21 protein-coding genes and 1 tRNA gene are annotated in these 25467 nt (G+C 65.2%); 4 read left to right on the forward strand and 18 right to left on the reverse strand.

Annotated features, from left to right (window positions below; all coding sequences use genetic code 11):
* Positions 1-46 precede the first annotated feature (46 nt).
* The 14 genes from ACH2CY_RS10760 to ACH2CY_RS10825 form a co-directional block, all read right to left on the reverse strand.
* Complete coding sequence (locus tag ACH2CY_RS10760; protein WP_395018869.1) at positions 47-769, reverse strand: transcriptional regulator NanR; 723 nt, start codon at positions 767-769, stop codon at positions 47-49.
* 51 nt (positions 770-820) lie between these two features.
* Positions 821-1861, reverse strand: a complete 1041-nt coding sequence (locus ACH2CY_RS10765) for a Gfo/Idh/MocA family protein (RefSeq protein WP_395018871.1) — start codon at positions 1859-1861, stop codon at positions 821-823.
* 4 nt (positions 1862-1865) lie between these two features.
* Complete coding sequence (locus ACH2CY_RS10770; protein WP_395018873.1) at positions 1866-2915, reverse strand: ABC transporter permease; 1050 nt, start codon at positions 2913-2915, stop codon at positions 1866-1868.
* A 14-nt stretch (positions 2916-2929) separates the two neighbouring features.
* Positions 2930-4459 (reverse strand): sugar ABC transporter ATP-binding protein, encoded by a 1530-nt coding sequence (locus ACH2CY_RS10775; RefSeq protein ID WP_395018875.1) that lies wholly within the window; start codon positions 4457-4459, stop codon positions 2930-2932.
* Positions 4459-5100 carry a DUF2291 family protein gene (locus tag ACH2CY_RS10780; protein ID WP_395018877.1) on the reverse strand — a complete coding sequence of 214 codons (642 nt, stop codon included), beginning with the start codon at positions 5098-5100 and terminating at the stop codon, positions 4459-4461. Before ACH2CY_RS10780 ends, ACH2CY_RS10775 begins: the two co-directional genes overlap by 1 nt.
* Before the next feature lie 62 nt (positions 5101-5162).
* The gene (locus ACH2CY_RS10785) at positions 5163-6119 is read right to left on the reverse strand and encodes a D-ribose ABC transporter substrate-binding protein (RefSeq protein WP_395018878.1); all 957 of its coding nucleotides are present in this window, start codon (positions 6117-6119) and stop codon (positions 5163-5165) included.
* 242 nt (positions 6120-6361) lie between these two features.
* Positions 6362-6562: a hypothetical protein gene (locus tag ACH2CY_RS10790; protein WP_395018880.1), complete on the reverse strand. Its 201-nt coding sequence runs from the start codon at positions 6560-6562 to the stop codon at positions 6362-6364.
* A 454-nt stretch (positions 6563-7016) separates the two neighbouring features.
* Positions 7017-9053 carry a dipeptide ABC transporter ATP-binding protein gene (locus tag ACH2CY_RS10795; protein ID WP_395018882.1) on the reverse strand — a complete coding sequence of 679 codons (2037 nt, stop codon included), beginning with the start codon at positions 9051-9053 and terminating at the stop codon, positions 7017-7019.
* Entirely contained in the window at positions 9046-9927 is an 882-nt protein-coding gene (locus ACH2CY_RS10800; protein ID WP_395018884.1) for an ABC transporter permease, read from the reverse strand. The genes ACH2CY_RS10795 and ACH2CY_RS10800 overlap by 8 nt, the downstream gene beginning before the upstream one ends.
* The gene (locus tag ACH2CY_RS10805; RefSeq protein ID WP_395018886.1) at positions 9924-10880 is read right to left on the reverse strand and encodes an ABC transporter permease; all 957 of its coding nucleotides are present in this window, start codon (positions 10878-10880) and stop codon (positions 9924-9926) included. The genes ACH2CY_RS10800 and ACH2CY_RS10805 overlap by 4 nt, the downstream gene beginning before the upstream one ends.
* Positions 10881-10949: 69 nt before the next feature.
* Positions 10950-12611 carry an ABC transporter substrate-binding protein gene (locus ACH2CY_RS10810; RefSeq protein WP_395018888.1) on the reverse strand — a complete coding sequence of 554 codons (1662 nt, stop codon included), beginning with the start codon at positions 12609-12611 and terminating at the stop codon, positions 10950-10952.
* Between the two features lie 69 nt (positions 12612-12680).
* Entirely contained in the window at positions 12681-13934 is a 1254-nt protein-coding gene (locus tag ACH2CY_RS10815) for a M24 family metallopeptidase (RefSeq protein ID WP_395018890.1), read from the reverse strand.
* 33 nt (positions 13935-13967) lie between these two features.
* Positions 13968-14786 (reverse strand): hypothetical protein, encoded by an 819-nt coding sequence (locus tag ACH2CY_RS10820; RefSeq protein ID WP_395018891.1) that lies wholly within the window; start codon positions 14784-14786, stop codon positions 13968-13970.
* Between the two features lie 72 nt (positions 14787-14858).
* Positions 14859-15761 (reverse strand): LysR substrate-binding domain-containing protein, encoded by a 903-nt coding sequence (locus tag ACH2CY_RS10825; protein WP_395018893.1) that lies wholly within the window; start codon positions 15759-15761, stop codon positions 14859-14861.
* Positions 15762-15886: 125 nt separating this feature from the next.
* Between ACH2CY_RS10825 and ACH2CY_RS10830 the strand changes: the two genes are divergently transcribed.
* Together ACH2CY_RS10830 and ACH2CY_RS10835 are read left to right on the forward strand one after the other, a co-directional pair.
* Positions 15887-17047 carry an aromatic ring-hydroxylating dioxygenase subunit alpha gene (locus tag ACH2CY_RS10830; RefSeq protein ID WP_395018895.1) on the forward strand — a complete coding sequence of 387 codons (1161 nt, stop codon included), beginning with the start codon at positions 15887-15889 and terminating at the stop codon, positions 17045-17047.
* Positions 17044-18567 carry a trimethylamine methyltransferase family protein gene (locus tag ACH2CY_RS10835; protein WP_395018896.1) on the forward strand — a complete coding sequence of 508 codons (1524 nt, stop codon included), beginning with the start codon at positions 17044-17046 and terminating at the stop codon, positions 18565-18567. Before ACH2CY_RS10830 ends, ACH2CY_RS10835 begins: the two co-directional genes overlap by 4 nt.
* Here ACH2CY_RS10835 and ACH2CY_RS10840 read toward each other — a convergent pair.
* Positions 18564-19589: an Ldh family oxidoreductase gene (locus ACH2CY_RS10840; protein ID WP_395018898.1), complete on the reverse strand. Its 1026-nt coding sequence runs from the start codon at positions 19587-19589 to the stop codon at positions 18564-18566. The two genes, ACH2CY_RS10835 and ACH2CY_RS10840, sit on opposite strands and share 4 nt — an antisense overlap.
* Before the next feature lie 293 nt (positions 19590-19882).
* Between ACH2CY_RS10840 and ACH2CY_RS10845 the strand changes: the two genes are divergently transcribed.
* Entirely contained in the window at positions 19883-20353 is a 471-nt protein-coding gene (locus ACH2CY_RS10845) for a hypothetical protein (protein WP_395018900.1), read from the forward strand.
* A 784-nt stretch (positions 20354-21137) separates the two neighbouring features.
* Here ACH2CY_RS10845 and ACH2CY_RS10850 read toward each other — a convergent pair.
* Positions 21138-21211, reverse strand: a tRNA-Gln gene (locus tag ACH2CY_RS10850).
* A gap of 272 nt (positions 21212-21483) precedes the next feature.
* On the opposite strand from ACH2CY_RS10850, the gene ACH2CY_RS10855 reads away from it, so the two are divergent.
* Entirely contained in the window at positions 21484-23571 is a 2088-nt protein-coding gene (locus ACH2CY_RS10855) for a mechanosensitive ion channel family protein (protein WP_395018902.1), read from the forward strand.
* Positions 23572-23577: 6 nt separating this feature from the next.
* Here the strand turns inward: ACH2CY_RS10855 and ACH2CY_RS10860 are convergent, their stop codons facing one another.
* Entirely contained in the window at positions 23578-25002 is a 1425-nt protein-coding gene (locus tag ACH2CY_RS10860; RefSeq protein WP_395018903.1) for a homospermidine synthase, read from the reverse strand.
* An 82-nt stretch (positions 25003-25084) separates the two neighbouring features.
* Positions 25085-25411 (reverse strand): chorismate mutase, encoded by a 327-nt coding sequence (locus tag ACH2CY_RS10865; RefSeq protein ID WP_395018905.1) that lies wholly within the window; start codon positions 25409-25411, stop codon positions 25085-25087.
* Between the last annotated feature and the right edge of the window lie 56 nt (positions 25412-25467).

The following is a 25467-nucleotide window of genomic DNA, read 5'->3' on the forward strand; positions in this document are numbered from 1 at the left end:
CTGAAGTGGTCATGTCATCATACCACTACCAGGCCCCGGCACAAGCCTAGGAAGCCGCGGGCTTCCCGGGCTGGTAGATCTTGCGGGACCGGCGGAGGTGGGAACGCATGGCGTTCGCGGCACCTTCCGGATCCCGGGCGGCGATGCAGTCCAGCACCATCTGGTGCTCTTCGAGGGTGATGTTCTCGTGGCCTTTCCAGCGCAGCACCCCGGAATGGTACTGGCTCAGCCATTGCAGCATGGCGCGGCTGACCGCCTCGAAGACCGGGTTGCCGGTGATCGCGGCGATCGCGGTGTGGAAGGCCATGTCGGCGGCGACGAAGGCCTTCAGGTCCTTGTTGTAATGCGACTGCTGCAAGGCGAGCCCCGCCCTCAAGGTCTCGATGTCGCCCAGGGTCGCACGCTTGGCCGCCTCGAAGGCCATGCCGACCTCGAAGAATTCGCGCGCCTCCTTCAGATGCTCCAGCGATTGCGGCGAGGTCGAGAGCAGGTGCCGCGCGGCACCGTCGATCTGGGCGATGACGGCATCGGCACTGGGCCGGGTGACCCGGGCGCGCTCGCCATGGCTGATCTCGATCAGGCCCATGTTGCCCAGCGCCTGCATGGCCTCGCGGACTGCCGGCCGGCCGACGCCGAAACGCGCCATCAGGTCGCGCTCCGACGGAAGCTGGCTGCCCGGCGGCAGCTCGCCTTCCTCGATCGCCTGGAACAGGCGGTTGAACACCTCGTCCGACAGCTTCCGGCGCTGGATCTTCTCGTCGCTCTGCATCGTCTGCCGGGACCTTTCTCGAGCCTTTCGCCGGCCCATACTGGTCTGAGACTAGAGCGGCGTCCAGGCCTGCGGCCGGACCGTGGCGCCGCCCCGCGCCGAGTCGTAACAGGCCATCACCAAGGCATAGGTCTTGAGATTATCGGCCCCCGAGGTCTCCGCTTCGCGCCCGGCGCGCAGCGACTCGACCCAATGAAGCTGGGCGTTGAGCACGCTTTCCTGCAGCCCATGCCAGGGCTTCTCCGCCCAAGGCAGCAGGTTCGGTTCCTCCGAACTCTCGTTGACCCTGCCGCCGGAGACGATGCGCAGGCGATAATCGGCCAGGAGTTCGAGCGAGCCCTGGTTGCCTTCGACCTTCAGCAGTGTCTGCGGAAAAGGATCGGGTTCCACCTTGGAGGCGTAGCTGCAATCGACCAGCGAGACCGCACCGGACTCGTGGCGGAAAAGCGCGGTCGCAACATCCTCGCCCTGGATCTTCGGGTTGATGCGCTGGGTCTGGCACTGCACCGCGACAACCTCGCCCATCAGGGAGCGCAGGATGTCCAGGAGATGGATGCCGAGATCGAGCAGGATGAAGCGGTCTTCCTTGGCGAGATAGGGCTGCGCCGCATAGACGTCGAAGCCGCTGCGAAAGGAGACTTGCGCGAAATGCGGCTTGCCGATCTTCCCCTCCGCCAGCGCCCGGCGCACGGCGAGGATCGGGGTCTGGAAGCGGAAGTTCTCGTGCACCATCAGGCGCCGCCCGGCCCGGTGGAAGGCATCGGCGATGGCGACACAGTCTTCCCAGCTCGGCGCCAGCGGTTTTTGGATGATGGCATGCACCCCGCTCTGCGCCGCGCGTTCACCCAGGGCGCGGTGCGAGCCCATGGTGGTGGCGATGTCGACGAAGTCGAGCTGCTCGCCGCGCAGCATCGCCGCGGCATCGTTGTAGGCCTTGCCGGCACCGAACTCGGCGCGGGCGGCTTCGGCCTTGTCGCGGTCGATGTCGCAAACCGCGACCAGCTCGACTTCGCGAATCATCTTCCAGGCCTGGAGATGGTTGCGGGCGAAGAAGCCGCAACCGATCAGGCCCGCACGGAGCTTCTTGGTCATAGGCTCAGTCCATCTGCGCCTGGAGCGCCATGCGGCGCTGCAGCTTGCGCTGCAGCTGGTCGAGCACGACCGCGGCGACGATCACCAGGCCCTTGATCACCATCTGCCAGAAGGAGCTCACCCCCAGCATGACCAGGCCGTCGCTCAACACGCCGATCACGAAGGCGCCGATCACCGTGCCGCCGATGCTGCCGCGGCCGCCGGCCAGCGACGTGCCGCCCAGCACCGCGGCGGCGATGGCGTTGAGCTCGAAGGATTCGCCGCTGGCCGGGTGCGCCGCGACCAGTTCCGAGGCAACCACCAGGCCGGCCAGCGCCGCGCAGAAGCCGGAGATGACATAGACGATGAGCTTCACCCGGTTGACGCGGATGCCGGAGAGCTCCGAAGCACGCTCGTTGCCGCCGACCGCGTAGACCTGGCGGCCGAAGGGCGTGCGCTTGGTGACATAGATCATCACCAGCGCCAGGACGATCATGCCGATCACCGAGACCGGCAGACCGAGGATGGTGCCGGAACCCAAGAAGGGGAAGCCGGTATTGCCGAGATCGGCATCGCCAACCAGGTTGGGAAAAGTCTGGCCGTCGGAAATCAGCAGCGCCGCGCCGCGTGCGATGTAGAGCGTGCCCAGGGTCGCGATGAAGGGTGCCACGTTGAGCGTCGTGATCATGACGCCATTGACCGCGCCGATCGCCATGCCGACCAGCAGGGTGATCAGGATGACCTCGAACACGTTGGGGTAGATGGTGATGCCGAGCATGTCGATCGGCAGGCCGTAATGCAGCAACCCACCGGCGACGATGCCGGCGACGCCGACGATCGAGCCCACCGAGAGGTCGATGCCGCCGGTCAGGATCACATAGGTCATGCCGATCGCCAGGAAGGCGTTGATGGCGACGTGCTTCGCCACGATGATCTGGGTCGAGAGCGCGAGGAAGTTCGGCGCCGTCGCGCTGAAATAGGCGAAGACCGCAATCAGCGCGATGAAGGTCCGCGCGTTCAGCAACAGGACCAGCAGCGAAATCTTCTGCAGGCCGGGCTTGTTCTGGGCCGTCATCGTCTCCACCCCCATCACGCCGCCGCCGACCCGCGCCGCAGGTTGCGGGTCGATGCCGCGACCAGCGCCTCTTCGGTCGCTTCCGCGCGGTTGAAATTGCCGGTCAGCTTGCCGTTCGACATCACCAGGATGCGGTCCGGGACCGCCATCACTTCCATCAGGTCCGAGGTCGAGAACAGGACCGCCAGGCCGTCGTCCGCCAGCTTGCGCATGGTGCGGAACACTTCGGCCTTGGCGCCGATGTCGATGCCGCGACTGGGCTCGTCCAGCAGCAGAACCTTGGGGCGGGTCAGTAGGGTCTTGCCGATCACCACCTTCTGCTGGTTGCCGCCGCTCAGCGCGGTGACCTCGACCTCCGGGCTGGAAACCTTGATCCAGAGCGACTTGACGATTTCTGCGACGGCATCGCGCTCGCGCCGCTCCGCGATCGAAAGCCCGCGCAGGAAGCGCCACAGGCTCGCCAAGGTGAGGTTCTTGCCGACGGACAGGCTCTGCACAAGGCCCTCGCGCTGCCGATCCTCCGGCACCAAGGCGAGGCCGGCGCGGATCCGCGCAGCCAGCGGCAGTGCGCCCAGCGGCTTGCCGTCCAGGCGGATCTCGCCCTTCATCATCGGCTGCAGGCCCATCAGGCATTCGAACAGCTCCGATCGCCCGGCGCCGAGCAGGCCGTAGATGCCGACCACCTCGCCCGGTGCCACGGCAAGCGAGACGTGGTCGACGGTGAAGCCGCCGCTCGCGCGGGGGAGGCGCAGTTCCTCGATCTCCAGCATCGGCGCGAGGTCCACTTGCGCGGCGGATGTTGTGGCGGCGTCGAGCATCGGCCCGACCATCTTGCCGATGATCCAGGGAATGGTCGCCTCGGCCATCGGCGCGGTTGCCTGGAGGCGGCCGTCACGCAGCACCGTGACGGTGTCGCCGATCCGCCCCAGCTCCTCCAGCCGGTGCGAGATGTAGATGATGGCGACACCGGCGGCCTTCAGCTCGTTGATGACGCGGAACAGGACATCGACCTCGTTGGCGCTCAAGGCCGAGGTCGGCTCGTCCATGATCAGGATCCGGACTTCCTCGGCCAGGGTCTTGGCGATCTCGACGATCTGTTGCTGGCCGATGCGCAAGTCAGCGACCAGGGTCTCGGGGTCGATCTCCTGTTCCAGGCGCTGCAATAGCGCGCGGGCGCCCTCGACCTGCTGCCTGCCATCGATGTCGATGCCGAAGCGCAAGGGCGGATGCGAGATGAAGATGTTCTCGGCCACGCTCAGGTTCGGGCAGAGGTTCAGTTCCTGGAAGATGATGCCGATACCGTGGCGCCCCGCATCGCGGACGGAATGGAAGAAAACTTCCCGGCCATCCAGCAGCAGGCGGCCGGAGCTCGGCCGCTCCACACCGGCCAGGATCTTCATCAAGGTCGACTTGCCAGCGCCGTTCTCGCCGACCAGCACGTTGACCGCGCCGGCGCGGATCTCGAAGTCGACGTCCTGGAGCGCCACGGTGCCGGGGAAGACCTTGGTTACCTTCTCGGCCCGCAGGATCACCTCGCCCGTCATCACGGGGCCTCAAGGGTGACGGCGGTGACTTGGATCTCGCCACCGGCGGGGTTCGCCATGGCGCCGCGAAAGGCGATGGTCTTGCCTTCGGCCTGCGCGGGATCGAAGCCCTTACGCGCGGTTTCGGTCGCGCGGTCATTGAGCTTGCGCGAGACCTGGGCGAAGTCGATCTGGTTGACGAAGTCGTTGAAGGAGACGAAGGGCAGCGCGTCGCGGAAGGCCGAGCCGAACACCACCGGCCCGACCTGCAGGCTCACCGATCGCCCGGCCGGATCGCCGTCGAGCGCCACGACCAGGATGCCGCGCCGCGAGGCGGTGTCGGCCTTGGTGACCTTGCCTTTGCCCTGAACGATGAAGTTCCAGGCGGCACCTTCGGCCTCGGCGCGGTTGCCGTATCGCTTGCCGGCGGCATCCGCATCCTTGGCCAGCGCGTCCAGGACCGCAGTGATCTCGGTCGCATGGTCGCGGACCAGCGGCATCACCTTCTCGTCCCAAATGGCGTTCACATAGGCATCGGCGTCGAAGCCGTCCTTGCCGGCGCCGTTCTGCTTCTTGTCCTTGTTGCGAACGATCTTGCAGGCCGGCAGCAGCGTGAGCGCCGCGAGCAAGGTCAGCGTGGATCGGCGATTGAATCGCTGCATGGGCCGCTCGGAAAAAGAATCGGCTGCCGGCGAGCCGGCAGCCGAACCCGACGGAGGAGTCATTATTCCTTGAGCTGGAAATTGTCGAGCTTCGCGGCGTTGTCCTTGGTGATCAGCACGCAATCGATCGACTGCTTCTCCGGCTTGTCGGCCTTGCCGGTCTTCAGGTACTGGTCGGCCTGCTCCACCGCGAGCTGGGCGATGCGGTAGGCCGGCTGCAGCACCGTGGCCGCGATCTGGTTCTTGCCGATGGCATCGCGGACGTCGTTGCTGCCGTCGAAGCCGACCACGATCACGTCGGTCTTGCCGGCGGCCTGCAGGGCGGCGGCGGCGCCCATCGCCATGGTGTCGTTGCCGGAGATCAGGCCCTTGATGTCCGGATGGGCCTGGAGAATCGCCTGGGTCTTCGCAAAGGCCTCGGTCTGGCTCCAGTTGGCGCTCTGCGCCTCGACCAGCTTCAGGTCCGGATACTGGTCGATGACGTCGTGATAACCCTTGGAGCGGATGCCGGCATTGGTGTCGGATTCCTTGCCGATCAGCTCGACATAGGTGCCCTTCTCGCCCATCAGCTTCACGAACTCCTGCGCGCCGAGCTGGGCGCCCTGGTAGTTGTTGGAGACGATCTGCGCGACCGCAACGCCGGTCTTGTTCATCTCGCGGTCGATCAGGAAGGACGGGATCCCCGCGGCCTTGGCCTTCTCCACCGCGGCGACGGTGGCATCGGCGCCGGCATTGTCGAGGATGATCGCGGCCGCCTTGCGGGCGATCGCAGTGTCGAAGAGCTCGTTCTGCTTGCTGGCATCGTCGTCGTGGACCAGGCTCAGGACCTCATAGCCGAGCTCCTTGGCCTTGGCTTCGGCACCCATCGCCTCGGTCGCGAAGAACGGGTTGTCGTGCGACGGCGTGATGATGACGATCAGCTTGCCCTCGGCCCGGGCATCCCCCGCACCGAAAAGCGCACCCACAAGGCCCGTGGCCAGTCCGGCCAGCAAAACGGCTGCGTGTTTGGAAATCCGCATAAGTCCTCCCGCTTGATTGCTTCGCCGGAACGCACTCCGGCACTGGTACGCTTATTATGTTGTCGTACCAGTTTAGATAAACATGGCTGCCGGAGGGTTGTCAACGCCGAGCGCCAGGATCGGCGCGCGCGGCATCAGAGGCCGGGTGGGGGTGCAAACGGAAAGGGTCGCGCCGCGCAACGGCGCGGCACGCTCAGATCACGAAGCCAATGGAGTGGCTTAGGAGACGGCTCGGCCCGGGGTCAGCGCTCGAGCCAGACTCGGACGTGCTTCTGGTCGTCGTCGTTGCGGCCCCAGAAGAAGCCATGCTCGTCGTTGTAGCCGCGGTATTCGAAGGGCGCGATCTCGGCTTCCGCCAGGGTGATCGCTTCCGCCTTGCTGGGGACACTGCCGGAAAGCAGCGTCTGGTCGCCGCCGATCTCGAGTTTGAAGACCTTGAACATCCGAGCCTCCATCCCTGTTTCGACCGAGTTTCCGGAAGTTCCAATCCGCCGACAAGTGACAAGACGTCGCTCCCGGCTTCTCCGGTCGGTCGAGACTGAACGCTCCAGCCGGCCTGGCGGTTGCTTTGTCGTTCGGTGTGGCGATGGATTTTATGATATGGGCGTAAGTAGCTTCGGCGATTGATCTCAGGCCGCTTTGATTCATCTGACTTTTTTTGATCTCCGAGGGCGGCGTGGACATGCTCGTGAAGACGCTTTCCGTCGAGTGGACGCCTCGCAACATCCGGGTGAACGCCTTCAATCCCGGCTATCTGGAACCTGCTAGGACGCGTCGGCGTGTTGATCTTCCTGGCCTCCGATGCCGTGTCTTTCGTGCGCCACTCGCATGCCACTCTCCAATCGTCTCGAATGCCTCACGTCCGCCTTGCGCCCAATAGCTGACAGCGGGGCAGAACTACAAGTCGGATTTCCGACTGAGCTTCTCCGGCGGGATGTGGCAGCGGATGAACTCACCTAGTGCGGACTCAGTCAGCGGCGGTTCATGCTGCTCGCAGATCGCGCCGAGCTTGTGTGGGCAGCGGGTCTGGAACACGCAGCCGGATGGCGGATTGACGGCACTCGGGATCTCGCCCTTCAACTGAACGCGCGGTTTCGGTTTGCCGCTGATGTCGGGAATGGCGGAGAGCAGCGCCTCGGTGTAGGGATGATGCGGCCCGTCGAACACGCGGTCGGCGCGCCCGATTTGCATCAGCCGGCCGAGATAGAGCACGGCAATCCGGTCCGACAGGTATCGCACCACCCCGAGATCATGTGAGATCAGTATATAGCTGACCCGGTGCTTGGCCTGCAGTCCGGCCAGCAGATTGAGGATCGCCGCCTGTACCGAAACGTCGAGCGCGGAGGTCGGCTCGTCGCAGATGACGACCTGCGGATCACCGGCGAAGGCACGGGCGATCGCGACGCGCTGCTTCAACCCGCCAGAGAGTTGGCGCGGCCGGGCGCCGAGATACCGGTCGGCCAGGCGGACTGCCCGTGTGAGGGCTATGAGCCGTTCATCCCGCGCCTTGCCGGCCAGCCGGGCGAGACGACCGATGGCGCGGCCGATCAAGCGGCGCACGGTGTGCGAGCGGTTCAGCGCCGAATCCGGATTCTGGAACACGATCTGCAGCGCCTTGGCCTGATCCAGGCTGCGAGCCTTGGCCTGCGGCGCCAGGCTTCGCCCCGCGAGGTCGATCCGGCTCGGCGCGTCCGCTGCGGTCAAGCCGAGCAAGGTTCGCGCCAGCGTGGTCTTCCCGCTGCCGGATTCGCCGACCAGGCCGAGCGTCTCTCCGCTGCGCAACTCGAATGAGACGTCCTGCAGCGCTTTCAGCTGATGGCCGCCGGACCCGAAGGTCTTGGACAGGCGCGAGACCATGAGCAGCGGTGCACCGTCGATGACCGGCGGTGCGACCTCGGCTTCGCCGCCGGCGGCCCGCGGCATGTCGGGCGCCAGGGCGTGGTGATAGCAGCGCGTCAGCCGGCCGCCGAGATCAGTCATCGGCGGCTCTTCCGCGCGGCAATGCACGTCGGCGAGCTGGCAACGCTCGGCGAAGGTGCAGCCCTGCAGGACGCTGCCGGGCGACGGCGGGAAGCCCGGGATCGTTTCGAGAGGGCCATCGGTCTTCACGCGGCCGCCCTGCGGGAGGCAGCGCAGCAGGCCGACGGTATAGGGGTGTCGTGGCCGGTCGAAGATTTCCCGGGTCGGCCCCTCCTCGATCAGCCGGCCTGCATAGAGCACGCCGACCCGCTCGCAGACCCGCGCGACGATCGCCAGGTTGTGGCTGATGAACAGGATCGAGGTCGAGAACTCGCGCCTGAGCTTCTCGACCAGATCGAGCACCTCGGCTTCGACCGTGACATCGAGCCCGGTGGTCGGCTCGTCCAGGATCAGCAGCGCCGGATTGCGGGCCAGCGCCATCGCGATGCCGACCCGCTGCTGCATCCCGCCGGAAAGCTGATGCGGGTAGCGCTCCGCCACGCGGCGCGGATCGGAGATCTGCACCCGGTCCAGGATCTCCAGAGCACTCGCTTTCGCGCGCGTCGCATCCTGGCCGTTGATCTCATAGACCTCGGCCACCTGGCGGCCGATCCGGAGCGACGGATTGAGCGCCCGCCCGGGGTCCTGATAGACCATCGAGACGCTGGTGCGGCGGAGATCGCGGAGCTCCCGCTTGCCCATGGTGACGATGTCTCGACCGTTGACCTTGATGGTGCCGGCCGAGACCATGCCGTTCCGCGGCAGGTAGCGCACCGCCGAAAGTGCCACCGTCGACTTGCCGCAGCCGGACTCACCGACCAGGCCGTAAGCCTCACCACGCCCGATCGCGAACGAGACTTGGCGCAGCACGCTGCGCTGCAACCCGCGCACCCGATAGGAAACGTCGACCGCATCGAACACCAGCGCATGCTCGGCCAGGGCGGCGGCGGGTTTGAGGACGCTGCCGTCAGCCATCGAACGCACCCTGGATTCCGTCGGCGACCAGGTTGACCGCAACCACCAGCGAGGCGATGGCGAGCCCGTCGAAAGCCACCGCCCACCAGGCCCCGGCGCTGATCATGCCGTAATTGGTCGAGATCGACAGGCCCCAGTCCGGCGAGGGCGGCTGGATGCCGAAGCCGATGAAGCTCAAGGTCGCGACCGTGAAGATCGCATAACCCAGCCGCACGGTGGTCTCCACCAGGATCGGCGGCATGATGTTCGGCAGGATCTCGACAAACATGACATAGAAGGCACCTTCGCGGCGCAACTCCGCCGCCGAGACATAGTCGAGCTCGCGCTCCACCAAAACCGCGGCGCGCACCGTCCGCCCGATGATCGGCGCGAAGGTGAAGGCGATGACCAGAACGACCGTCACCTTGGAGGGGCCGAGCGCCACCAGCGCCAGCAGTGCAATCAGTACGGTCGGCAAGGCCAGCAGCGCATCGACCACGCGGCTGATCGCCTCGTCGATCCAGCCCTGGAAATAGCCCATGATCAGGCCGAGAATCGTTCCACCGATGGTGCCGAGCAAGGTTGCCAGCGGCGCGATCGTCAGGATGTCGCGCGAGCCGACGATCACCCGCGAGAACACGTCACGGCCGAGTTGCTCGGTGCCGAACCAGTGGTCGGCGGACGGCGGCAGCAGCGCATTCAGGGGATCGGCGGCGAAGGGATCATGTGGAACGACCCAAGGGCCGAAGATCGCACAGAGCACCCAGAACGCCAGGATGACGATGCCGACCAGGAATGCGCCCGACCGGAAGATCTGACGCAGCCGCTGGCGCCGCTCACTCGCGACCGCGCCGATTGCGCCCGCATCGCCCGATGACAGCGTCCCGTCGGTCATGACTTTGCCGCTCCGAAGCGGATCCGCGGGTTGAGCCAGGCAAACAGCAGATCCGCTAGCAGCGAGGCAACCGCGAAGACGCAGCCGACCACCAGGATCCCCGCCTCCAGCATCGGAAAGTCCTTCTTGTTGGCGGCGGTGAAGATCAGGCTGCCGATCCCCTGATAGCGGAACAGCGTCTCGATGACGACGAGGCCGCCGATGAGATATGCGGTCTGGGTGGCGATCACGCTGATCGTCGGCAGCAGCGCATTGCGCAGAATATGCCGCCAGATCACCAGGTGCTGCGGTAACCCTTTCAGGACCGCCGTGCGCGCGTAATCGGAATCCAGTGCCTCGACGGTGCCGGCGCGCGCCATGCGCGCGATATATCCGAACAGGATCAGCACCAGCGGCAGCGACGGCATCAGCAGATGCTTGAACTGAATGAGCAGGCCGGCATCCTTCGGTGCGGTCGCGGAGATCGGCAGCCAGCGCAGCCAGAGACCGAAGATCAGGATGAAGGCGATGCCGGAAACGAATTCCGGCACGATCGTCGCTGACATGCCGACTGTGGTGATGACGCGATCGAGCGGACGCCCCACATGCAGCGCCGCGATCACGCCGCCGAGCAGGCTGAGCGGAACGACCAGGAGGAAGGCAACCAGCGCCAGCTTCGCGGATTGCAGCAATGCCGTTCCGACGAAGCCCGCGACCGGCGCGCGATACGCATAAGACTGCCCCATGTCGCCCTGGACCAGCTTGCCGATCCAGTCGCCGTATTGGACCAGCAGGGGTCGGTCGGTGCCCATCTCATGATTGAGGGCGTCCACCGCGCGTTGATCCGCGAAGGGCCCCAGCATCGCGCGGCCAAGATTGCCGGGCAGCACCTGGCCCGCCGCGAAGACGATCACGCTCAGCAGCCAGATCGTGACCAGCAGCAGGAACAGACGTTTCAGCAGGAACTGCGCCATGCGGCGATCTTACGGCAGGAAGGCCGGCGCCGCGAACCGTCTCTTACGGTCCGCGGCGCCTGTCCGCCGTCAGGCCCCGATCGAGGCCTTGCTCAGGAATACATGGCCCATGGCGGTCGGATGCACCCCGGTCACGGACTTCAAGGTCGGCACCAGGAAGTCGTAGAAATAGCCGAACAGGACCGGCGATTGGTCGAGCAGCAGGTTCTGGATCTTCCCGGCCGTGGCGCGCTGGGCCTCGAGATCGAGTGAGGCGATGTAGCTCGAAACCAGCGTATCGTAATCCGGATTCTTGAAATGCGCCGAGTTCCAGGTGCCGTCGCTGCGCAGCGGCGCCGAAAGGAACACGTTCGGCACGCCGCGATGGCCGTAGTCGGTGATGCCCATGTCGGAATCGAGCCAGGGCGACTTGCCGTAGACCGCATCGCCGTAATAGGCGCCCTGGTCGAGGATGTTGAGCGTGATGTTGCCGCCGATCTCCTTGACCGCATTCTGAATGACCTGGGCGTATTGCGGGATCTCGAGATAGTTCTCGGTGGTCAGCGTCACGTCGAAGCCTTTGACGCCGGCGGCTTCCATGAGCTGCTTCGCTTCCGCGATGTTCTTCTCGCGCTGCGCCACGCTGGAATCAGTGGAGGGATAAGCCGCGGCAAACGGGCTGTCATTGCCCTTCTGGGCGCGGCCCTTCATCAGGCCTTTGACCAGCGCCTCGCGGTCGAGGCAGAGCGCGATCGCGCGGCGCACCCGGGGGTCGGTGAATTGCGGCTTGTCGGTCCGCATATGGAGCTGCTGATGCGCGGTCGAGGGAATCGAGATCACATTGATGTTGGGATCGTTGAGGATGCCGACCGCCTGGAGCACGGGCGCCTGCTCCATCACGTCGAGCTCGCCGGCCTGCAGCGCCAGGATCTGCGGCTGGTAGTCGGTGTAATAGGTGATCTCGACCCGCTCCAGCAGCGCCGGCCCGCCCCAGTAATCCGGATTGCGCACGAAGGCCGCGCCGACCTTCGGCGTATAGCTCTCCAGCTTGAAGGCGCCGGTGCCGATCATGCTCTTCTCGAAGTCGCCCTTGTAGTCGGCGGGTATGATGATCGCGTTGTAGTTGTCCGACGACAACAGGTAGGGGAAATTGCCGTTGGCGGCGTCGAGATGGAACTCGACGGTGTAGTCGTCGACCTTCTTGGTGCCGCCGGCGCCGAGATAGCCGGTCAATGCGGAGAGCGCGTTCGATCCGTTCTTCGGATCGGCGATCCGCTCGATGCTGGCGACCACGTCGTCAGCCTTCATCTCGTTGCCGTTGTGGAACTTGACGCCCTTGCGGATCTTGAAGGTCCAGACCTTGCCCTCCTTGTCCGAGGACCAGCTCTCGGCCAGCATCGGCTTGGCGGTGAGGTCGTTGTCGCTGAGGACGAGGTACTCGCCGACCTGCGACAAGGTCACGATGCCGCCATTGTCGGCGATGGTGACCGGATCGATCGCGCCGGCCGGCACGATCTGGCCCATCCGGAGCTTGCCGCCCGTCGCCGCGGCCTGCGCCGCCCGCGGGCTGAGCCCCACGCCCATCATGCCGGCGACCCCGCCGAGCACCGGCAGGGAAAGACCGAGCAGGCTGCCGTGGCGCAGGAAGTCGCGGCGGCTGACCCGACCCGCGACGAAACCTTCGATCAGATGCGTTTCATGCGCTTGCAGGCGGCGCCGCAACGCGTCGAGGTACTTGTAGTTGATCGCCATGTTCTTGCTCCCTGTTTGGCTTCGTATGTTATGGCTTACAGCGGTTGATCAATTGGGATCGTGGCGCGTTCAGGTCTCCTCCCACGGGAAGGCATCGAGCCGCTCCGCGCCTTTCTCCGTCAGCAGGACCTGGGTCTCGAGCTTGATCGATTCCGTGCCGTGTTCCGCGATCAGGCTCTCGACGCAGACCACCATGTTCTCCTCGAAGACACCCTCATAGGCTGCCTCCGGGTCGGTGTGGAACGGCACCAGCGGCCATTCATCCGCCATGCCCACGCCATGCAGCGCGAGGGTGTAGCGATAGGGCTGGTGCTTCTCCGGGATGCGCCAGGACTTGTCGGTGAACTCACGGAAGGACATCCCCGCCTTCAGAACAGAGAGGTTGTGCTCGATCTGCTCACGCGCGGTCGCGTATAGCCGGCGCTGGGTGTCCGTCATCGGTGTGTGGCCACAGGTCCAGGAGCGCGACAAGTCGGTACAGTAGCCATAGGGACCGATCATGTCGATGTCGAAGGAGATCATCTCGCCTTCATTGCACACATAGTCCGAGGCCTCCTGGTACCAGGGATTGGTGCGCGGGCCGCAGGAGAGCAGCCGGGTCTCGAACCACTCGCCGCCGGAGCGGATGTTCTCGTAATGGAGTTCGGCCCAGATCTCCTGCTCGGTCCGGCCGGGCAGCGAGTTCTCGTGCATCCGCGCCATCGCCGCCTCGGCGACGCGGATCGCCCAGCGCATCAGCTCCATCTCGTCGGCGCTCTTGATCGAACGGGCCCGCTCGGTCAGCTCCTGGCCCTCGACATAATTAACGCCCCGCCGCTCGAGCGCCCAGAGGGCCGGCGGCTCGATCCGGTCCATGGCGACGCGTGCATTGCCGCCGCCATGGGTCTTCACCAGGTCCGCGATCTCGTCCGCCCATTGCTCGACCCGCTCGTCCAGGCGATAGCCGTGCGACATGTAATGCCAGGAGCGGGAATTGCGGATCTCATCGACCTCGGGGAGGTCGCGGCAGAGATGCTCGCAGCCCTTGAACTCGAAGATGATCGCCGGTCCGTCGAGGAAGATCAGCGCGTAGCGGACCGTCTCATGCATTGTCCAGAGCTGCATGTTCGGCGTGTCGAGCGCATAGCGGATGTTGACCGGATTGTAGAGCAGGATGGCGCTGCAGTCGTGCTGCGCCAGCTGCTGGCGGATGCGCTGCAGGCGATAGGTGCGGGCGCGGTCGAGGGTCTCGCGCGGCAACGGGCTCTTGAGCGGCTTGTCCGCCCCGAGCGGGTTGAGGAAGCGACGCTTCTCCGCGATGCCAGACCCTAAGACTCGATCCAAAGACCTCCCCCGAGATCGATCGCCGCTCCGGCCTTATCCGGGACGACCGTAGAAACCGATGCGCTCTTCGGCGCTGAACAGGACGCCGGGCCGCTCGTAGTAGGAGAAGACCGCCACGATCCGATCGCGGTCGCCTTCGACCGGGGTCACACGGTGGACGGTGTTCTTGCCCTTGAACACATTGAGCGTACCCGCTCGCTGCGGCAGAGTCCTGACAAGCGGATCCAGGCCGTCGATAAACTTGACGACGCCGTCATAGTTCGGGTCGTCGTCGGAGCGGAGGTCGGTGCGGTACTGGAATTCTCCGCCCGACCTTGGCTCCTGAATGAGCAGCGTGGTGGTGAACTGCGAGCGGTCGAAGTGCCAGTTCAGCGCCTCGCCGTCGCGGTAGCCCATGACGTTCACCCGGGCGAGCGGATCCTCCATGAGATAAAGCTTCGGCTTCTCCATCACCGCGGCCAGGAAATCGGCGAGCGGCGTCCAGTCGTAGATCCGGCCGATAAGGGTGGCCGCAACCTGATCGCCGCAGAGCGTCTGGCTGATCGTGTCGAAGGTGCGCAGCGCCGGATGGCCGGGCGACAGGCCCGGGACTTCACGGCGGAAATAGACGTTGTGGCTGCGCCGATGGGTGAAGGCGACGGTTTCGATCAGCGGCTTGAGCTGTTCCGCCGCAAGCTGGATCATTTCCGGGCGCACAAAGCCGGGCAGATTGAACATGCCGTCGCGCGCGAGCTCCGCCTGGCAGGCCGTCACCAGATCATCGCCCGCCAGCGTCCCCAAGCGGTCGATCGGGTAGCGATCGAGGTCGAGAATGTGCCGCATTCGATCCCTCTCGGGGTTGAATGCGATCACTCTACTTCCAGAAAATCTACGCTGGAATGGGACAAAAAGTATCTGACCGATAGTTTTTCTACGCGTGACGCTCTAAAGACTGCGTTTTGCCCAGTCGAGAAATGCCCGAACCACGCGTTTGTCGGTCCGCGAATGCGGATGGACCGAGCAGTAGTCGTGGCCGAGCGCGAGGCTGAGCTCGAACGGCGCCGCCAACCGGCCATCCGCCAATTCCTCGCGGGCAAGCAAGCGTTGGCCGAGGGCGAAGCCCCGGCCCGCCAGCGCAAGATCGACCGCAAGACTGGACATCTGCGTGGTGTGGCCGAGCTCGATCTGCGGCGCGCGCGGAACCCCGGCTGCGGCGAACCATTCGGCCCAGCTTGGATAGGACGCGAAGCTGCCGCCCCAATCGATATGGATGAGCTCGCTGTCCTGGATCTCCTGCGGATCGCGGAGCGGCGTTCGCCGACGCGCGAGAAAGCTTGGCGCACAGAGCGGCGTCGCCACATCGCGAATGAGTGACCGCGTCACCATCTCCGGATAGAGATGCTGACCGTAGCAGATCCTGAGATCGATGTGATTCTGCGCGAAATCGACCGGATCCTCCTCGACCCGGATCACGCAGCGCACGTCAGGTTCCGCGGCGAGGAAATCCGGCAGCCGGCGATTAAGCCAATGCACCGCCACCGAGGCGTGGGTGCTGATCACGAAGCGAGACCGCACCTTGCCCTCGAGCAGGCGGCGCGTCATGTCGGTCAGCCGCTCGATCACCTGCGCGCTGTCGGCATAGACCGCAAGTCCGGCGTCGGTCAGCTGCAGCTGGTTGTTGCGGCGGGTGAAGAGCTGTTTGGCGAAGAATTCCTCCAGCAGCTTCACCTGTTGGCTGACCGCGCCAGCGGTCACACCGAGCTCCCGCGCGGCCTGGCTGAACCCGCCGAGGCGAGCGCTGGCTTCGAAGGCCTTGACGGCGTTGAGCGGCGGCAATCGCGCGGCCATGGCTCCCCTCGTCCACTCCCCCTAGAAAAACTGAATGTATCGAAGTTTGGCTCGCGTATACACAGAGAAAAGCTCACGGTACTCTGCCAGACTTCAAAGTGGCGCCGCGTGTCGGGGAGTGCGCGATGAACGACGCAGCGATCAGGGATCTCGGCGAAACGCTGGCTCGCTACAGCCAGCTCCCCTACGAACGCGCCTGGTCGATGCCGCGCGCCTTCTACACCGACCCGCGGGTGCTGAACCACGAAGCGGAGTCACTGTTCCTGCGCGAGTGGATCTGCGTCGGACGCGAAGAGGAAGTCGCAAAGCCCGGCGACTATTTCGTCTTCCGCATCTGGAAGGAATCCGTGGTCATCATGCGCGGCAAGGACGGCAAGCTGCGCGCCTTCTCCAATGTGTGCCGTCACCGCGGCGCGCTGATCGCGAGCGGCAGCGGCAACCGCCATCTGCTGCTCTGTCCCTATCACAACTGGTCCTACGACACGCTCGGCCGGCTCGTTGCGACGCCGGGCATCGACCCGCGCGACGACTTCGATCGTGCCGATTGCCGGCTGCCGGAATTCGCCTGCACGATCTGGCATGGCTTCATCTTCGTCTCCCTCGCCGACAATCCGCAGCCACTGGCCCCGATGCTGACCGAGTTGGAGACGCTGGTCAGGCCTTATCACTTGGAAGAGATGAAGCTGCGCTACCTCGCCGACGAGGTCTGGCCGGTGAACTGGAAATGCCTGGTCGAGAACTTCATGGAGGGTTATCACCTCACGCCACTGCATCGCGAGACGCTGCATCCGGTCAATCCCAGCCGGTTGTGCAGCCACTTCCCGCCCGGCGATGCCTATTTCGGCTACAACGCCGGCTTCGACCCCAGCCTGCCGCGCTCGCAGGGCGGCCATCCCGACTTGTCCGATGCCGAAGCCGCCAACTGCGTGATGGCCGCAATCCCGCCGGGACTGGTGATCGGTTGCGCCGGCGACTACAGCTCGTTCCTCTGCGTACAACCGGACTCCGTCGATCACGTGCGGGTCAAGATGGGCCTGATCTTCTTCGGCGCCGACTGGCCGCAGGAACGCGTCGACTGGGCGGTCGATCTCTTTCAGCGCACGATGGGAGAGGACAAGGAGGTCCTGGTCGGACTGATGCAGGGCCTGAATTCCCGGCATCAGCGCCCCGGACCGTTGGCCCGCGCGGATCTCGAAGGCCCGACCTGGGACTTTTACAAGTATCTCAATCGCCGGCTCGGCGCGGCGTTGCGCGCCGTTAGCGACGAGGTCGGGGCGCCGCGATGAACAGCGAAAGAAGAGGACGCCGCGCCGCGGCTTCCGCCCAGCCGATTCGGCAGCTGCCCTGGTCGCAGCCGCAGATGACGCTGGAGCCCGCGCGTATTCTCTCCGACGATCAGATCGAGACCATTCACCAGCAATCGCTGCAGGTGCTGGAAAAGATCGGCATGGAGATTCTCCATCCCGAGGCGCGCGACATCCTCGCCGGTGCCGGCGCCCTGGTTGAAGGCGAGCGGGTGCGGATTGGCCGCGACATCGTCGAGCAGGCGCTGACCACGCCGCCGGCCGAGTTCACCATCCGGTCGCGCAACCCCGAGCATGATATGCGGCTCGGCGGAAAATGGATCGCCTTCGCGCCGGTCGGCGGACCGCCCAACTGCTCCGACCTCGATCGCGGCCGGCGTCCCGGCAGTGCGGAAGACAACGCCAACTTCATGAAGCTCTGCCAGTTCTTCAACTGCATCCACACAGTCGGCGACGGCTCGGTCGACGCGCTTGATATTCACGCCTCGATTCGGCACCTCGAGGTGATGCGCAACAAGGTGCGCTGTTCCGACAAGGTGCCTTTCGTCTACTCGACCGGCCGCGCCCGGCTGCTCGACAGCCTGGAGATCGTCCGGCTCTCCTGTCGCGTTTCTGAACAGGAATTTGAGCGCGAGCCCTTCGCCTACACCGTCATCAACACCAACTCCCCCTTCAAGCTCGACGGGCCGATGGGCATGGGTATCATCGAGATGGCGCGCCGCAACCAGGCCTGTGTCGTGACCCCGTTCACTCTGGCCGGCGCGATGGCGCCGGTCACCCTGGCGGGCGCGCTGGTCGAGCAGAATGCCGAGGCCCTCGCCTGCCTGGCGTTGTCGCAGTTCGCACGGCCGGGAGCTCCCTTCGTCTATGGTGCGTTCACGTCCAACGTCGATATGAAGTCCGGCGCGCCGGCCTTCGGCACGCCGGAATACATGAAGGCCTGCATCGCGGCGGGACAGCTGGCGCGACGCTACCGGCTACCCTATCGAACCTCGAGCACCAATGCCGCGAACGCGGTCGATGCCCAGGCCGCCTATGAGACTGTGTTCTCGCTCTGGGGCGCAATCATGGGCGGCGGCAATCTCATCGTGCATGCCGCCGGCTGGATGGAGGGTGGGCTCACGGCCTCCTACGAGAAATTCGCACTCGACATCGATCTCTTGCAGATGGTGCAGGAATTCCTGCAGCCGGTGGTCGTGGACGAAAGCGCCATGGCTTTGGACGCGATGCTGGAGGTCGGACCGGGTGGCCATTTTTTCGGCGCAAAGCATACCCTTGAGCGCTATGCGACCGCTTTCTATCAGCCGCTGATTTCCGATTGGCGCAACTTCAGTCAATGGCAGGCGGCTGGTTCGCCTGAGGCCGCACAGAAAGCGAATACTTTGTGGAAGCGCGCCCTCGCCGAGTACCAAGAGCCGCTTCTCGATCCGCTGGCCGCCGAAGCCATCAACGCATTCGTCGCGCGCCGCACCGCGGAAGGCGGCGAAGCGACCGACTTCTAGCGGCGCCTATTCACAGCGAATCCGCTCAGTCGTTCGTAGAGCGCGCGATCGATCGACAAGCCCTCCTTCGCCAGCCGTTTCTGGTTCGCCGCACGCTGCGCATTCGGCAGACGCGCGCCGGACTGCGCGGTGATCGACCGGGCGAGGGCCGCAACCTGCCTGTTGAACGTCCCTCCCGAGAAGGACTTAGGATCCATGGCGATGAAGAATTGGCCGCAACCGATCGGCTTGCCGTCATTCGCCATGAACGAGCCCATCTCTGGTCCGCGCCTGGCACCTGCGAGTGCCGCGCACATCACTTCGACGATCAGTCCGATGCCGAATCCCTTGTAGCCGCCGGCAGGCGCCATCGATCCCGCAAGGCCACTGGTCGGATCGGTCGTCGGCCGGCCCTTGGCGTCGAGCGCCCAGCCCAGCGGGATCTCGCGCCCTTCCTCCGACGCCAGCTTCACCGCCGTCCAGGTCACCGCCGAAGCGGATTGATCGATCAGGAAGGCGATCTTTCCTGCCCGACCAGGCACCGCGAAGGAAATCGGGTTGGTGCCGATCACCGGCTTGCGGCCGCCGACCGGCGCGATTGCCGGTGTCGCATTGGTGAAGCCGAAGGCCAGAAGTCCTTTCCTCGCGAGGTATCCGGTGTGATAGCCGAGCGTTGCGGCATTGTAGGAGTTGTGAATTGCGACGCCTGCAATGCCGTTCCTCTTGGCCGCGGGAATCAGCTTCGCGAAACCCTTCTCGATCGCGGGGTGTGCGAACCCGCGTCGTGCATCAACGCGGAACGCGACCGGTGATATCCGCGCCACCTTCGGCACGGCCTTGCCGTCTACTTTTCCGCTCTGCACATGTTCGCAGTAGTGCTGCAACCAATAGAATCCATGACCCTCCAGCCCGCTGAGCTCGGTATCGAGAATGGCATCGGCAAAGTACCCGGCGTTCTCCGCACGCGTCCCTGCACCGGTCAATGCATCGAAGATCAGCTTGCGCGCTGCCTTCGGACAAAGCTTCAGGCTGGACGACAGCATACCCCCTCCGCACGACTTCTCATTCATAGAGTTGAAGATAGATGGGGTGCAGGCTCAGGTCGAGGCAGCGTTAGCCGAGATTTTCTAAAGGCCCGATACTTTTGCTGGTTGGCCTCACGTCTTTTCTGCGCCGTTAACCGCCGCTGCCCGCTCGGCGTGCCAGAGCTCGCCCGAATGCTACAGCTTCAAGAAGATGGATTTACTGAGAGCCAATCGACAAAGCCGATCGAGGTGAACGAAAACTTTCGTTTCCGGGCCCCAATTTCCTCCCCTAGCATTTTTGCAGGCCGCATATGGGGCTGCCTTACCACCAGGCTTCCATTCGGCCGCTCGAGCTGGACTCCCCCGCGAGCCGCGGGCAGGAAGCGACGACGCTCTACTCGGGAGAGGATGCGGATAAGTGGCGGTTCAGCGAAGGCTCGCGCAAGTTCATGCGCGGCTACGTCTATGTTGACTGGGGCGACATCTTCAAGCACAGGCACGACGAGGCCTTTCCTTACCTCGCAGCCGGTATCGCGGTAGGCCTGGGCAGCATCGCACGGAGCTATACACTGCGTTCCGGCGGGAGCGCCTACTCGCCTCTGCGCATGACCAACACGATGGTTCGCAGCGGCCAGCTCAGCCGAGACAGGGGCTCGCCGGTGTTTCAGCGCACCGGCAGCGTCGTCTGCAGCAGCGTCCCCACCGACCCGGAACTTCTACAACTCGGACTCCGAGCCTTGCGCGAGTCACGGCACAAATCGAAAATAGCATTCGAGATCTAATAGACACTCCGGATTGGTCCAATCGCTGAGAGTCGCTGGTGGAGACCTCACTCCCGATCGCGCGCGCCAGGGTCTAAGGCCTGGCCGGCGAGCCGATCGCCTCGTTCGATCCCGAGGCCGCGGCGCGTCTTGGAGTCGCTCAGCGAGCTGAACCGCAACGACGGCGTCACCGTCGTTGGTGATGACCGAGCGGCGGTTGACCAAGTTGAACTGCTGGGACACGAAGCCGACCCGGCCGCGGATGGGCGGACCTCGTCGCTGAGGCGACCGTCGAACTGGACAGTGTCGCCGCCGATCTTGACCGCGCCGGCACCTGTGCGGATGCGCCGATCAGCGCCGCCATCTCACCGGAGCCGATGCGCATGCTGACATCGTCCAGGGTCTTGCGGCCGCCGGTGAAGGTCTTGCTGAGATTACGGAGATCTATAGCCCAAAGATCCATGCCCTGCCCCTGCCCTTGCGGTGACCTGCCGTCGCGGCAACCCGTTTGCAGGCCGGCGCCGCCCCGACTCATCCGATGGGTGGATTGTGGCGAGAGATGCCCGGTATCGGCGCCAGCGGATCGGTCAAGACTGCTCGGCACTTATGTGAGGGAGCCTGGACGACCGCCGGGCTTGTCGAAGTCCGCTATTGGGATGGCGCGGCCGTGCTCCTGCCGACCCGGGATACTCTAGCCGGGTATCCGGACACGGGATCACGCCATGCTTGAGACATTGCTCGCTTTGATTCAGACATCCGTGTTTTGGGCGCAAACATTTCTGTCCTCCTCAATTGGCCCATGGAATGGCTGGGGCGCCAGGATTCGAACCTGGGATGGCGGGACCAAAACCCGCTGCCTTACCGCTTGGCTACGCCCCAATGCCTGGGATGGCCCGGAACGGGGCCCATGGTCGATCGCTGGCCCGTTCGGCGGGCGGCACCATAGTCAAAGGCCCGTCGCTCTGCAACTTCCCTGAAAAGCACGCTAAGTCCAACGCCCACCGGAAAAAATCCCCGAGTCGCCGCGCTTCGGATCGGGCCTTTGGGCCCGGTTGGCCCCGGCGCGGCGTAGGTTACAGTAACAGCATCGTGGCGCCGCCCAGAACCGGCGAGGATGAGATGGGCGCGTCCGGCCGGCCGATGGGGTGGCAATGCTGCGGATTTTCATCACGGTCCTGGGCCTGCTGCTGGCCGTTTCAACCGCGTTGCCCGCGACGGCGCAGACAGCGGATGCGGAAGCCGCCCTGCCGCAGGTGCGAGAGCTGATCCGCCTGCTCGAGGACCCTGAGGTCAAGGCCTGGCTGAAGGCGCAGGGCGTTGCGGTAACCTCGGCCGAACCCGCGCCCGCCGAGGCCGCCGCTTCACCCTCCGGCTATGTCGCCAGGCGAATCGGCGCTTTGCATCAGCATTTCGACAACCTCGTCCGCACCTGGCCTGAGCTGCCCGGCCAGTTCGCCATGGCCGCCGCGACGCTCGGCGGCGAATTGCAGGGCGGCCGGCTCTGGCATGCGCTCATCCTGGTCGGCCTCTCGGTCGGTCTCGGCCTGTTGGCGGAGCGGCTGCTGCACTCTTCCGCGCTCGGGCTGATGCCATGGATGCAGAGCCAGAGCCAGACCGCGACGCGGGTGAAGGCCGCGGGGCTCCGCCTCGCAGCCGCCATCGTGCAGCTCATGGCTTTCGCGGTGGGGAGCTTCCTCATCTTCGCGCTGGTCGACCTGCCGCCGCTGATGCAGGAGATCCTGGCCGGCTATCTCATCGTCTTCGTGCTGGCGCGGGCGGCACTCCTGCTCTGCCGCTTCCTGGCCGCGCCCGATGACGAACCGCTGCGCCTGGTCCCGATGAGCAGCGCCGCAGCGCATCACTGGTCGCGCCGGATCGCGATCTTGGTCGGCTGGTTCGCCTTCGGCTGGGTCACGGCGGCGCTGCTGATGCGGCTTGGCTTCACCGATCCCGGACGGCAGCTGGTCGCCTATGCACTGGGCTTGGTACTGCTGGCGCTCTGGCTCGAGGCGGTGTGGCGGCGGCCCGGTGATTCGAATCTGCCATCGAGAAGCCACCGCGTGAGCAATCTGTTGCTCTCGGCTTACGGCGCGCTGCTCTGGCTGCTCTGGGCGGTGGGGGCGATGCCGGCCTTCTGGCTGGCGGTCTTCGCCTTCGGGCTGCCGACCGCGTTGCGCATCGCCGGGCAGGCGGCGGCGCATCTGACGGAGCCGGCGGCGAATGCCGGCCCGGAAACGCAGGCGGCGACCGCCTATCGCGTCCTGGCCGAGCGCGGCCTGCGCGCCGCGCTGATCATCGGCGCGGTGCTGCTGCTGGCCAATGCCTGGCACTTCGACCTCACCAGCCTGACCGCCAACGACACGCTCGGGACCAGGCTGCTGCGCGGCATCGTCAGCGCGATCATCCTGTTCCTCGCCGCCGACATCGCCTGGCGGATCATCCGCGCGCTGATCGACTACACGATCAAGGAAGGAAGCGGCGAGGGGCTGCCGGCCGCGGCCAAGCGCTCGCGGTTGAAGACGCTGCTGCCGATCCTCCGCAACGTGCTGTTCGTGGTGCTTTTCACCATGGCCGGGCTGATGGTGCTTTCCTCGATGGGCATCGAGATCGGGCCGCTGCTGGCCGGCGCCGGCGTCGCCGGTGTCGCGATCGGCTTCGGCGCGCAGACCCTGGTGAAGGACGTCATCTCCGGCATCTTCTACCTGCTCGACGACGCCTTCCGGGTCGGCGAGTACATCCAGAGCGGCAGCTACAAGGGGACGGTCGAGGCCTTCTCGCTGCGCTCGGTGAAGCTCCGGCACCACCGCGGGCCGCTCTACACGGTGCCGTTCGGCGAGCTCGGCGCGGTGCAAAACATGAGCCGCGACTGGGTGATCGACAAGATGATGGTCACGATCACCTATGACAGCGACCTCGCCAAGGCAAAGAAGCTGATCAAGCAGATCGGCAAGGACCTGGCAGCCGATCCCGACTTCAAGCCGCATATCCTCGAGCCCTTGAAGATGCAGGGCGTCGAGCAGTTCGGCGACTACGGCATCCAGATCCGGATGAAGATGATGACCAAGCCGAACGAGCAGTTCACCATCCGCCGTCGGGCGCTGGCGGAGATCAAGACCGCCTTCGACGCCAACGGCATCGGCTTCGCGTCACCGACCGTGCGGGTCGCGGAAGGCGCCGGCGTCGCGGCCGCGGCGCAGCAGGCGGTCGCGCTGGCGAAGCCCGACGCGCCGCCGGCCTAGCTCAGATCAGCGCCGGACGCGGAAGTTTTCGAACTGCCAGGGATCCTTGCGGTCGAGATTGGGCTCGGGGAAGAGCACATCGCGGTCCTTCAGGGGCGTCCAGTCCGACCAGCAGCCGACCACCGGGCCGAGATAGGGGCGGCAGATCTCCATGATGTAGTCGTGGTCGATGTCCTCGGGCTCGACCAGGCCGCGATCCGGATTCTGGATCAGCCACATCGCACCGGCCAGCACCGGAGAGGCGATCTGAGGCGAAGTCGCGTTGAACTCCGGCCCCATGACCCGGCGCGCCTCGTGGATCGAGAGCTGCGAGCCGTACCAGTAGGCGCCGAAATCGCCCATCAGCAGGCAGCCCAGCTCGTCGATGCCGTCCTCGATCTCCTCGCCGAGCAGGCGCACGTCGTCCTGCATCTTGAAATTCTTCATTTGGAACTCGCGCACCGACAGGACCGCGTCGTTGCACGGGTGGTAGGCGTAATGGACGGTCGGGCGGTAGACCGGCTTGCCCTTCTCGGTGACGGTGAAGTAATCCGCCGTGCTGATCGATTCGCCGTGGGTGATGAGGTAGGCGATCATCGGCCCGCCATGCGGGGTCCAGGAGCGCATCTCGGTGATGCAGCCGGGCTGGCGCAGGAAGATGCCGGCCTTGCAGCCGACTTTGTGCTCGACCGCATTCTCCGGGAGCTTCTTCTCATGGGTGCCCCAGCCCAATTCGGCCGGCTGGCAGCCCTCGCCGACGAAGCCGGGGATCGACCAGGTGTTGACGAACTCGTTCGGCCGCTTCGGCACGGCGGAGACCTGCAGGTCGTGCTCGGCGACATGGATCACCTTCACGCCGCAGCTCTGCATCAGCTTGGCCCAGCCTTCGCGCGTGGTCGGCTTCTTGGCGTCGAGGCCGCGGAACTTCGCGATGTCGAGCACCGCCTGCTTGATGAAATGCGAGATCAGCCCAGGATTGGCGCCGTGGGTGAGCAGCGCCGAGGCGCTGCCCTTCCTGAACTTCTTGCCGAGCTCGAGCGCGGAGTGGCGCAGGAAATAGTTGGTGCGCTCCTCTTCCGGGATCTTGGCGTTGTCGTAATAGCCGGCCCAGGGCTCGATGCAGGTGTCGAGGTAGAGCACGCCGTTCTTTGCGCACCACTCGATGAGGGCGAGCGACGAGACCTCGACCGAGAGATTGAGGATGAGGTCGCCCTTGCCGACATACTTCGCCAGCGTCTTCGCCAGGTTGTGGTCGAACAGCGGATTGACCACGTAGTTCAGGCCCTGGGCAATGAAGCGCGCGGCATCGGCGGAATTGTCGACCGCGTCAACGACCGTGATCCGGCTCATCGGCATGTCGAAATGCCGCTCGAGCAGCGGCATGGTGCAGCGGCCGACGGAGCCGTAGCCGATCATGAGAATGCGGCCCTTGTACGGGAACTTGGCGGTCATCCCCCACCTCTTCTAAGTAAGACAGAAGGGGTCCCGTTACGGGAAATCGACCCGCCCCGCAAGAGAATTTTACGCTAAACCCCTAGCGGCGCTTGGCGTCGAAGGCGGTGAACTCGTGCGCGATCGAGGCTTCGACAAGCGCCCGGTAGGCGGCGACGACGACTTCCGGATCGCAGCCGAGACGCAGCGCCTCGGCCCGCACCTTGGCGAGCACGTCGGCCACCCGCGCGTCGTCGCGAACGGTGTCGCGGTCGGCTTTGATCCGCGCGGCTTCGTCGATGTAATGGAGCCGCTCGGCGATCAGGGCGACCATGCGCCGGTCGATGGCATCGATCTCGGCGCGGACTTCTTTCATGTCGGCGCAGCGCGGGAGCGCGGAGGCATCGTTGGCAAGGGCGGCCGATTTCATCGCGGTCTCCTCCTTCGATCCCCGGTTAGATAAGGTCAAATTGCCGCGGCGTCCAT

Source organism: Dongia sp., assembly GCF_041905885.1.
Lineage (GTDB): Bacteria > Pseudomonadota > Alphaproteobacteria > Dongiales > Dongiaceae > Dongia.